This is a genomic window from Bartonella sp. HY328, from assembly GCF_025449335.1.
Classification (GTDB): Bacteria; Pseudomonadota; Alphaproteobacteria; order Rhizobiales; family Rhizobiaceae; genus HY038.
Genome location: NZ_CP104883.1, coordinates 1,036,323 through 1,047,579 on the forward strand (window position 1 = coordinate 1,036,323; position 11,257 = coordinate 1,047,579).

Below are 11,257 nucleotides of genomic sequence, written 5' to 3' on the forward strand. Positions count from 1 at the left end.
TTGTGAACGCTCACCTGTAGCCATTAACATCAATCAGGATTAAAACAGATTATGTTTTGATTCGGTGGCTATAAGCCATCATTTTTAAGAAGCGGAGCCGCCCTTATGCAATTTATCGATCTTGGCGCCCAGCGCGCGCGCATTGAAGATAAAATCAATACTGCAGTTTTAAAAGTTATTGCTGATGGACGCTATATTTTAGGCCCTGAAGTAGCGCAATTTGAACAAGAACTTGCGGATTATGTTGGCGTAAAGCACGTTATCGCCTGTGCTAACGGAACCGATGCTTTGGTTATGCCATTAATGGCCAAAGGAATCGGCCCTGGAGACGCTGTTTTTTGCCCTAGCTTTACCTTTGCTGCTACTGCCGAAGTTATTGCCCTTGTGGGAGCCGAACCGGTATTTATTGATGTTTTACCTGACAGCTATAATATGGATACGGCGCAGCTTAAGCAAGCAATCCAAATGATTAAAAAAGAAGGTCGTCTTACCCCAAAGGCGATCATCCCAGTTGATATTTTTGGTCTACCGGCGGATTATAAGGCGATTAATGCTATAGCTGCCGAAGAAGGTTTATTTGTCATTGAAGACGCCGCGCAATCCATTGGCGGTAAAAGCGGTAACACCATGTGCGGTGCCTATGGTGATGTAGCTGCAACCAGCTTTTATCCAGCCAAGCCTTTGGGCTGCTATGGTGATGGCGGTGCAATGTTTACCGATAGTGATGAACTTGCAGATATTCTGCGCTCTATCCTTTTCCATGGTAAGGGTGAAACGCAATATGACAATGTTCGCATTGGTTTAAACTCGCGTCTTGATACAATTCAAGCCGCTATTTTGATTGAAAAATTAGCCATTCTCGAAGACGAAATGCAACAACGCGAAATTATTGGTAAGCGTTATAGGGACGGTTTAAAAGACGTGGTTAAAACACCTTTTATACCTGAAAATACACGTTCTGCTTATGCTCAATATACGATTGAAGCTGAAAATCGCGATGGTTTGCGTGCACATCTACAGGAAAAAGGCATTCCGTCAGTTATTTATTATGTAAAGCCATTGCATTTACAAACAGCCTACAAGGATTATCCACGCGCAAGCGAGCAGTTGGTTATATCTGAAGGTCTTGCAGAAAGAGTTTTAAGCCTTCCAATGCATCCTTATTTAAGCGAAAGCGATCAGGATAAGATTATTGAAGAAATCAGAGCTTTTTATAAAAAATAAGCCAAAATTTTGATTTTAGAAAATAAAGCCCTTGATGATTTAATACATCAAGGGCTTTTTTATTTTTCTGCCATATTTAAAATGATACTTGATTTGCATTGGGGGGAACCTAATAATCGGGCCATTTCCAACCCGCACGGTTGATAAGATTATTATCTTTAAATGTTGTTTCACTAAATTCTTTATAAAGATTCAATATGGTGCCATGGCCTTGTTTCTTCAATAAATCAACCAATGGCTGTGCATGCGAAACAACAATGAGCTGCATGTTTTTGGAAGCGGCACAGATAAGCTTAGCCAAGGCAGGCAATAAATCTGGATGTAAACTTGTTTCAGGTTCATTCAATACCATCAAGCTTGGTGGGCGAGGGGTTAATAAAGCGGCGAGCAGCATAATATAGCGCATGGTACCATCAGATAGTTCAGCAGATTTTAATGGGCGTAGTAACCCCTTTTGGTGCATTTGTAGCCCAAACCAACCTTCATGGTGGGTAATATCAATTACAGCGCTGGGAAAAGCAAGATCTATCATCTCAGCTAAGAGATTATCATCGCCAATTTGCAAAATAGTTTGAAGGGCCGCAGCAACATCACTGCCGTCATTGGCCATTATCGGCGTATAAGTGCCAATTTGGAGTTTTCTTGATGGTGCATCACTATCGGTACGCAGATGATCATAAAACCGCCATGTAAGCAGCCTTTCCCGCAGTTCCAACAATTGTGGCGAAGCCTATGGATCGCCAGCAATTAGGCACATGCTCTCATAATCAGATAGTTCAAAACGCGAATTTGTAAGTTCGCCATCTAAGTCACGCAAGGATAATAATGCACTTTTACGCAGGGCATGAATGCTTGATGGGCGTAAAGCACCACTCCATAAAGTTTCGCGTTTAAAAAGTGGGTCATATCGAAAAGGCCCCATATTATCGCCAATATTTTCATCCCCGCTGGTTGGAAAACCAAGTTCCAACGCATAACTCATATCACGGCTAGAAAACCTCAGCTTCAAACGCTTTCTCTGATTTGATACAGTACCTTGAAAGGCACTATGCCCTGAACGCATATCTCTGGAAATTTTTTCAGGCCCAGCCCAAAAGACCGATTGGATTCCGCCTTCTTTGGCTAAATTACCAACAAGCTCACCATTTGCCGCTGATGCCAAAAGGCGTAATGAGCGATAAAGATTGGATTTACCGGCACCATTGGCACCAGTAATAATGGTTAATTTATCAAGTGGGACAATGAGATCGCGGATTGAGCGATAGCCAGATATTGCTAATGTATCAATCATTATTTAACCTTAAAACGAAACGTCCTGATAACCTTTACTTGTAAACTTTGTAGATAGATTATCACAGCGAAAATTTACATAAAGTCAGATAACTCATAAATATATGAATTTTAATATTTTTTTTATTATATCAGTATTTCGTGTGTCATGTGGGTAAGTTTATGGTTAATCGCTCTGTACACATCTTGTTAATAAAATTGGTTTTATGCTTTTACCTCAATTAGAGGTATTAACATGTCGCGCATTTTGTTTTTTTTAACGCTAGTGGCGTTATTAGCTGGGTGTGCAAGCGCTCCCACTCGTACGACCAATGCTTGTGCTGTTCTTGACCAAAAGAACGGCTTTTTCACCAATTGGGAACGCTCTGTAAAAAAAGCCGAGCGCGAATATGGTATTCCAACACCTGTAATTTTGGCAACCATGTATGCAGAATCAAATTTCAAGCACAATGCGCGCCCACCACGAACTAAATTACTTGGCTTTATCCCTTGGAAACGCCAATCAAGCGCATATGGTTATGCACAAGCACTTGATGGGACTTGGGATCGCTATCGCCGCGAAACGGGGCGCACGGGGGCAAAGCGCAATAATTTTGAAGATGCTGCCCGTTTTATCGCTTGGTACCACCGCCAAAGTGTACAAAAAAATGGTGTCGCTCCCCATGATGCCTATAATCTTTATCTTAATTATTATCTTGGTCACACAGGTTATGCGCGCGGTAATGGGCGTGGAGGTATTGCCGCACGTGGCGCACAGCGTGCGCAAACAATGAGCCGTCAATATGATATGCAATTACGCCAATGTGGACGACGGTAATTTTCAATAAATATATGATAAAATCATTAGGCTTCTTTAAAAAATACGCATAAAATAACAAAAATATTATTTAGGTTAGCTATGAAGAAAATACGCATTATTAAGACGATTGATGGTATTGAAAAAGAAAACTATACTATTCCTTTGTTCTTTGCAAATTTGCTAAATAAGATTTTGCCAATAAGTGGAATTGAAGGCATGCAACAAAAAGGGTTAGATATTCCTGCGTTAATCGAAGCTGCAAAAAATCAGCAAGAATATAAAACAAAGCTGGTTGTTGTTGAAGGCAAAGACAAAACAACTATTGATGTCAGCTTGGAAGCTTAAAATATAGTGATGCAAGTGCATGTTGCCTTGCGCAATTTGCCTAAAAGGAAAACCTATGGGCCTGTTGACCAGAATGCGTTCTTTCATTGCCGTTGTTGAAGCTGAAGGGTTTTCAGCCGCAGGACGCAAAAGCGGTCGCTCCAAGGCGTTATTGTCAAAGCAAGTACGCGAGCTTGAAGATATGCTTGGCGTTTTATTGCTTAACCGTACGACAAGGCAATTATCCTTAACTGAAGCGGGACAATTATATTACCTTCGCGCCCATGATATTGTTCGCGAAATAGAAGATCTTGGCAATAGCGTTGCTGAAGCCACAGCAATCGTGCAAGGTAAGATCAAATTATCGGCGCCACATCCTTTTGCCGCATCACCGATAGGGCGATCATTAATTGATTTTTGCGAAGCAAACCCTAAAATAAATCTTGATATTCACGTTGAAGATCGTTTCATTGATTTGATTGATGAAGGTTTTGATGTTGCCATCCGCATAACGCGTCTTGATGATTCCTCGTTAGTTGCGCGTAAATTAATGGATGTTTCGTCGATTGTATGTGCTTCACCTGCCTTATTAGAACGGCACGGCATACCAGAAACGCCAGAAGAGCTGACCAATTTTCCCTGTCTTGTGGATAGAAATAATCGTGGATTTAACAATTGGTTCTTTACTGACCTTAATGGCCATGAATATTCAATCCCCATTCATGGGCCAATAGAGGTTAATAGCCCGTTTTTAACCCGAACAGCAGCTGTTACTGGACTTGGTCTTGCTCGCATGCCAGATTTTGTCGCGGAGGAAGAGATTAAGCGTGGTAATTTGCAAGAGGTGCTTGCTGATTATCGTTTGAGTGGTATCGGCATTTATATAGTTTATCCCGATAGGCGTTATTTACCCACACGCGTGCGGTTATTTTTGGACTTTATGGCGAAATGGTTTCGTGATTATAAAAACGCTAAGGATGACGAAATTATCGAAAGCTAGATGATGAAAAAAGGGGGCGGTTATGTCAAAAATTATTTATGGCTTATTGCTTTTACTGTTTGGCTTCACCGTGTTTTCAAGCTCTAAAAGTGCCCATGCTGATGCACTTTATGACAAATGTCTAGATGATAAGGCAGATGGAACCAATTTTGATTGGCGAAATTGCGGTGTTGAATATTTCGAACGCATAGATATCGATCTGAATATTACATGGCGTGAAGTAATCGATAGCTACCAAAGCCACCCAAATGGTGAAAAAATCAAAAAGCAGCTTAAAGATCAGCAACGCTTGTGGATTACGTTTAAAGAGCAGTCCTGCCAGCCTTTTTTTGACGGTTTTCGCGGTCGTGAAGGACAGGTAATGCATTTTTTTGGTTGCCGCGGCGCTATTGTTGAGGATCGCATAGCTCAATTAAAGCAGTTTTATTGTAATGACGATGCTACTTGTCATTTTTCTGACTATGAAATTGATGACCTTCTATCCGACATTGAAATATCCGATTGGGAGCTTAATAAGGCCTATCAATATATTAGAAAACGGCTAGACGACATTTTTTCAGACACCGAAAATGATGAGGAGTTTAAGCAATTTAATCCGCCTGCCATATCATTGCTTAATGAGCAGCGTGCTTGGGTAAAATTTAAAGATAAAGCCTGCCTTTTCATGAATGATCTTAACCCTGATGTAGCAAGCCCAAAGCCAATTTTTCGTATTAACCGGTGTAAAGATTTAATAACCCGCCATCGCCAAGAGGAGCTGAGTTTTTATTGTGATATGGCCGATTGTTTTCTGCCTAATAAGCCAGTCCCCAATAAGACAGGCATTGACCATAACCAGTGGGAAATTGGTTGCGACCAAAGTTATAGCTGCACCGCAGTTGGGTATAAATCTACCAGTCAAGCATTTGCCGATTATATTGTGATAAAATGGCAATTTAATAGTAATAAACCAGCTAAAATACGTATAATTTTTAATATATACAACTCTAGCCAAGGTGAAAAAGACAAAAATTACCAAGCCTTTGTGCAGTTTAAACAATCTAAAATACAAGATATATCCTCATATTTTATCGCTCTTCCATCGGCAGCTTCAACTATAAATGACTCTGTTGAAATAATAGCAGATAACCACCGTATAAATGATATATTCAACGGTCTACTTAACCAAAAAACACTTGCTTTCGGCAACAAGAACCTAAAAGGCAATACAACTACAATTAATCTGTCAGCTTTTCAGCAGTTTTATCGAGAAATGAAAGATTATGTTGATTTTTTCTACCCAAAGCAAGTGGTAAGCCTACCCAAGATAAAAGCCTATCGTTTATTCATTGATGATGATAATGCAAAGAAGCCACAAATTTTATTGCAGCAGCGAGAAGGCGATAATTGTTTTGACGGTTTTTCAAGTGACAAAATATTTCATGCAAGCAATGGCGATCGTTTTTATGCCTTATGCTATTACAGCGCAAAAAATAATGCTTCATATGAGATTTATAGCATTGATCAAAACTATAAATCCTATCCGCGAGAAAAAATAGATAATAAATCAAATGTTAATAGTTTCGAAAATCCTTTTAGTAAGAGCAAAATAACTATGACACTTGCAGACTCTACAGTTGGGCTAGGCAATCGACATTGTGGCACAGCATCAAATTATAGCTATACGCCCGATGGATTTCGCTTGAGTGAGGTGCGCCAGATGCAACCATGTATAGGCATCCCCCTACAAGACTGGCCGATTATTTATAAGCTTAACGTTGAGGAAATAAGGCAATAGGCTTTTAAACGTCAACATTGATAGCTTAATAATTGAGTCCTTAGTTAGTTGATTGGTTTTACTATCAAGCAGCTGATATTTAATATAGTGGTTTTTTAATAAATTTTTACCCATAGATTTTATATGAGGAGTTCAGCAAAAAATTTGCGAACTCAAATTGCTGCCCCTAGTGAAATTTCAATTCATTTAAGGGAACAAAAAACATAGACTTTCCCTAATGAAAAAAGCCTATGGTTTTTATTTATGTCAACTATTTAACTAAAACGGTTTTCTATATATTCAGACACCATTTTTTCAAAATCTGCTGCAATGTTTTCACCGCGCAAGGTCGCAACTTTTTTGCCATCTACGAAAACTGGTGCAGCTGGTGTTTCACCGGTACCAGGTAGCGAAATGCCAATATCGGCGTGCTTTGATTCACCTGGGCCATTAACAATACAGCCCATAACAGCAACATTTAAAGATTCCACCCCTGGATATTGCTCGCGCCAAATTGGCATATTGCGGCGAATATCGGCTTGGATCTTTTCCGCCAATTCTTGAAAAACGGTTGAGGTTGTGCGCCCACAGCCAGGGCAAGCAGCAACAATTGGAATGAATTGGCGAAAGCCCATAACTTGCAAAAGCTCTTGGCTCACTTGCACTTCACGGGTGCGATCACCGCCCGGTTTTGGCGTTAATGAAATACGAATAGTATCACCAATGCCTTGTTGCAACAAAATTCCCATTGAGGCAGATGACGCAACTATGCCCTTCGTGTCCATGCCTGCTTCGGTTAAACCAAGGTGCAAAGCATAATCACAACGTGCTGCAAGCATCGTATAAACAGCAATCAAATCTTGCACTTGGCTTACTTTTGCCGATAAAATAATCTTGTCGCGGCTAAGTCCTACTTCTTCGGCGAGAGCACCATTTAACAGTGCCGATTGCACCACAGTTTCACGCATCACTTGCTGGGTTGAGAGTTTTCCACCTTGAGCTGCATTTTCATCCATAAGGCGGGTTAATAATTCTTGATCTAATGAACCCCAATTAACGCCAATGCGTACGGGCTTATTGTGTTTAATAGCAATTTCAACAATATCAGCAAATTGCTTATCTTTTTTATCTTTAAAACCGACATTGCCAGGATTAATACGATATTTTGCCAAGGCTTCAGCGCAAGCTGGATGATCGGTTAAAAGCTTATGGCCGATATAATGAAAATCGCCAATTAAGGGTACAAAAATATTAAGCCGTTCTAGTCGTTCGCGAATATAAGGAACTGCGGTGGCTGATTCATCACGGTCAACGGTGAGGCGCACCATTTCAGAACCAGCAAGAGCAAGCGCTGCAACTTGCGCAACAGTCTGATCAATATCAGCGGTATCAGTATTGGTCATTGATTGTACAACAACCGGCGCATCACCGCCAACTGTTACACCACCAACCCTTACAGCAACCGATTTACGGCGAAGAAAAGGCGCAGAAAAATAGCTTTGTGAGGTCATATTCCAACTATACTCTGTTAACGTCAAAACCCAAATCTATGAGTTCTATAATATTTATCAAAATCGTCTTTTCCATTTGAATTTTGTACAACCAAATGTGTTAGCCGTTTATCACTTATAATCATTCAAGACTGTTTTGTCTTGCTTTTTTATAAGCCATAATTGTGACATATGGTTGCCATTTCGTCATCAATCAAGCATTATTTTTCACTTCTAATGAGTTTTGCTTTCTTTTCCGCCAAAGCATGTCCTGCGTCATTAGGTAATGTACGGAAGATAAAGAAAGAAATTGTGCTAATTGCAGCTACAATAAAGAACGCGATATGAAAATCCGTTAACCCTAAACCACCATCATGCGTGGAAAGGCTCACCTCAAGAACGGTACCGGCAATGGCAACACCAAGCGCCACCGATGATTGTTGTGCAACAGATGCGATAGGTGCGGCTTGGCTAACCTTATCTTGAGCAATATCGGCATAGGATAGTGAATTGACCCCTGAAAAAATTAATGATCGTAAAAAACCACCGACAAGCAAAATTCCAAGCATCAACAAATATGGTGTTTGTGGTGTAAAAAGCCCGTTAATTGCTATTGTTGCGGCTGAAAATAGAGAGCCAAACATTAAGACTTTGCGAAAGCCAAAACGCCGATAGGTACTTGTTGCACCAAGTTTCATACCGAGCGCACCAATTGCGCCAACAAAGGTAATAAGACCCGATTGCAAAGGCGAAAGACCAAAGGCAATTTGTAGCATCATCGGCAATAAAAATGGCGAAGCGCCAAGCCCAATGCGGAAAAAACTGCCGCCCGTGATCGATTTACGAAAAATGGGATCTTTAAAAAGGCTCAAATCCAGCAAAGGATGCTTGGCGGTTTTTGCATGGCGTAAATAAAAATAGGACGTAATTAATCCAATAAAAATTGTCACAAAAGCCAACCACATTGGCAATGCTGGCAAACTGACCATAGAAAGACCAAAAATTATACCAGCAAGACCAATACCTGAAAGGAAAAAGCCCGGCCAATCAAGTGGACGCAATATGGGCACTTCATCGCGTGGCAAATAAAGCGTTGCAAAAAACATGCCTAAAAGTCCAATTGGCACATTGATTAAAAAGATCCAATGCCAAGAAAAATAGGTGGTAATGAAACCGCCAAGCGGCGGGCCAATTAATGGGCCAATAAGCGCTGGCATGGTAAGCCAAGCAAGCGCATTGATAAGATCAGCTTTGGGGGTGGAGCGAATAAGGAGGACGCGGCCAACCGGTGACATCATGGCGCCGCCAATGCCTTGCAAGAAACGCGCACAAACAAAACCGGTGAGGGAATTCGATATTGCACACAAGATTGAACCAAAAATAAAAACTGCCATAGCAATGCGAAAAATATGGCGCGCAGTGAAGCGGTCCGCCATCCAGCCACTCACCGGAATAAAAATAGCAAGCGACACAAGATAAGAGGTAAGCGCCAATTTTAATGCAATTGGGCTGGTATCTAAATCACGAGCAATGGCTGGCAAGGAGGTAGATATGACATTGGCGTCCATATTTTCCATGAATAAAGCGACTGCTAGCACAAGTGGCAAAATACGGATCACAATAATTTCCTTACCGAAAATAATGATGTTTTTCTGTCGATAGCTTAAATTTGCATTTTTATAAAATAAACTGTTATGAACAATCATTGTTACAAAGCCACAAACAATTCGCAGATTTTGGTCGCGCCTGTTTTAACCAGTTTTAGCAATTTAATCACCAATTCCCAAGCGCTAAAAAGTAACGTATATTTCATATCACTTTTGAAGTTGATGTGATATCAAGCGTGCAACGAAATTTTGTTTTTAAATTTTAAATATGCGTTTTATTTAATTTTACTTCATTATAGGAAGTTATCTTATGCCAACAGCCAATGCCACCAAGTCAAGAGATTTAACCCAAGGTCCGATTTTTAAAACCTTGGCTATTTTTGCCTTGCCAACATTGCTTTCTAATATATTGCAATCACTTAATGCATCTATCAATACTGTATGGGTTGGCAAATTTTTAGGTGAAACGGCCTTGGCAGCAACAGCAAATGCCAGCATCATCATGTTTTTAGTGTTTTCGGCTGTGTTTGGTTTTGGCATGGCAGCAACGGTCATGGTTGGCCAATATTTTGGTCGCCATGATATTGATGCGGCGCGGCGTATTTTTGGTTCGGCAATTGGGTTTTGTTTAATATTATCAATCTTAGTTGGCGTTTTAGGTTGGACATTTTCCGACTGGATATTAACCCATCTTAACACACCACAAGATGCTTTTACTCAGGCTCATGCCTATTTACGGGTAATTTTCATAGCTCTACCATCAACCATGATGTCAGTGATTGTTATGATGGGCATGCGTGGTTCGGGCGATTCGATGACCCCTATGTGGTTTATGGGTCTTAATGTCGTACTTGATATTATACTTAATCCCTTATTGATTTTAGGCGTTGGACCTTTTCCGCAATTAGGCATTGTTGGGTCGGCCGTTGCGACCATTATTGCTGGCTACGGTTCATTAATTGCCATGATAATTACAATGTATTGGCGTAAATTACCGCTACGCTTGGTTGGACGGGAACTCAATTATCTTATCCCACGTATTAACTTATTAAAAACAATTATTGGCAAAGGCGTGCCTATGGGGTTGCAAATGGTGGTGATGGCAACCGCTGCTCTTGTCATGATTAGCCTTGTCAACCGCGAAGGCTTGATGACAACTGCCGCCTATAGCGCCATGCAACAATTATGGACCTATGTGCAAATGCCCTCTATGGCGGTCGGCGCCGCAGTAAGCGCAATGGTTGCACAAAATATAGGTGCTGGAAAGTGGGAGCGCGTTAACAAGATTAATACAGCAGGACTTCTCTCAACGCTTTTATTAACGGGCTCAATCATTGCCATCTTATTGATTTTTGATCGCCCCGTCCTTGGGCTTTTCTTAGGAAAAGAAAGTGGCGCAATGGCAATTGCCGACCACATGCAATATCGTGCAACGTGGAGCTATATGTTATTTGGTATGGCCATGGTGATATTTGCAACCATGCGTGCAAATGGTGTTGTTATCATACCATTGTTAATTATCTTTGTTTCTCTTTATCCTGTACGCCTTGGGTTTTATTATCTTACCTATAATATGCTTGGTGCCGATGCTATTTGGATCAGCTTCCCAGTTGGTGCTTTCACCTGCCTCATCCTCGCCTTTATCTATTATAAAACTGGCTTATGGCGTAAAAATTCGATGACTCCATCATCGGAAAAAACGCAACAAAATGGGTAAATCTAACGCGAAAAAAAATCGGCTTTATTCAAAAAAAATATTTTTTGGTA

The 11,257-nt window shown here is 40.7% G+C and carries 10 protein-coding genes; 6 read left to right on the forward strand and 4 right to left on the reverse strand.

Annotated elements, in window-relative coordinates; all coding sequences use genetic code 11:
- Positions 1-105: 105 nt before the first annotated feature.
- Positions 106-1,224, forward strand: a complete 1,119-nt coding sequence (locus N5852_RS04325) for a DegT/DnrJ/EryC1/StrS family aminotransferase (RefSeq protein ID WP_262099191.1) — start codon at positions 106-108, stop codon at positions 1,222-1,224.
- Positions 1,225-1,333: 109 nt separating this feature from the next.
- Here the strand turns inward: N5852_RS04325 and N5852_RS04330 are convergent, their stop codons facing one another.
- Both N5852_RS04330 and N5852_RS04335 read right to left on the reverse strand, forming a co-directional pair.
- Positions 1,334-1,942, reverse strand: coding sequence for an AAA family ATPase (locus N5852_RS04330; protein WP_262099193.1), 609 nt, complete (start codon positions 1,940-1,942; stop codon positions 1,334-1,336).
- Between the two features lie 12 nt (positions 1,943-1,954).
- On the reverse strand, positions 1,955-2,515 hold the full coding sequence (locus N5852_RS04335) for an AAA family ATPase (RefSeq protein ID WP_262099194.1): 561 nt from the start codon (positions 2,513-2,515) through the stop codon (positions 1,955-1,957).
- A 234-nt stretch (positions 2,516-2,749) separates the two neighbouring features.
- Here N5852_RS04335 and N5852_RS04340 point away from each other — a divergent pair, with 234 nt between their 5' ends.
- The 4 genes from N5852_RS04340 to N5852_RS04355 all read left to right on the forward strand — a co-directional run bounded on the left by N5852_RS04340 (position 2,750) and on the right by N5852_RS04355 (position 6,414).
- On the forward strand, positions 2,750-3,331 hold the full coding sequence (locus N5852_RS04340; protein WP_262099195.1) for a transglycosylase SLT domain-containing protein: 582 nt from the start codon (positions 2,750-2,752) through the stop codon (positions 3,329-3,331).
- 81 nt (positions 3,332-3,412) lie between these two features.
- The gene (locus N5852_RS04345) at positions 3,413-3,658 is read left to right on the forward strand and encodes a hypothetical protein (protein WP_262099196.1); all 246 of its coding nucleotides are present in this window, start codon (positions 3,413-3,415) and stop codon (positions 3,656-3,658) included.
- A 55-nt stretch (positions 3,659-3,713) separates the two neighbouring features.
- Positions 3,714-4,637 (forward strand): LysR family transcriptional regulator, encoded by a 924-nt coding sequence (locus N5852_RS04350; protein ID WP_262099197.1) that lies wholly within the window; start codon positions 3,714-3,716, stop codon positions 4,635-4,637.
- A 22-nt stretch (positions 4,638-4,659) separates the two neighbouring features.
- Complete coding sequence (locus N5852_RS04355) at positions 4,660-6,414, forward strand: lysozyme inhibitor LprI family protein (protein ID WP_262099198.1); 1,755 nt, start codon at positions 4,660-4,662, stop codon at positions 6,412-6,414.
- A gap of 254 nt (positions 6,415-6,668) precedes the next feature.
- Here N5852_RS04355 and ispG read toward each other — a convergent pair whose 3' ends face one another.
- Both ispG and N5852_RS04365 read right to left on the reverse strand, forming a co-directional pair.
- Entirely contained in the window at positions 6,669-7,904 is a 1,236-nt protein-coding gene (gene ispG, locus N5852_RS04360; RefSeq protein WP_262099686.1) for a flavodoxin-dependent (E)-4-hydroxy-3-methylbut-2-enyl-diphosphate synthase, read from the reverse strand.
- Positions 7,905-8,104: 200 nt separating this feature from the next.
- Positions 8,105-9,502: a DHA2 family efflux MFS transporter permease subunit gene (locus tag N5852_RS04365; RefSeq protein ID WP_262099199.1), complete on the reverse strand. Its 1,398-nt coding sequence runs from the start codon at positions 9,500-9,502 to the stop codon at positions 8,105-8,107.
- 298 nt (positions 9,503-9,800) lie between these two features.
- On the opposite strand from N5852_RS04365, the gene N5852_RS04370 reads away from it, so the two are divergent.
- Positions 9,801-11,207: an MATE family efflux transporter gene (locus N5852_RS04370; protein WP_262099200.1), complete on the forward strand. Its 1,407-nt coding sequence runs from the start codon at positions 9,801-9,803 to the stop codon at positions 11,205-11,207.
- Positions 11,208-11,257: the final 50 nt, after the last annotated feature.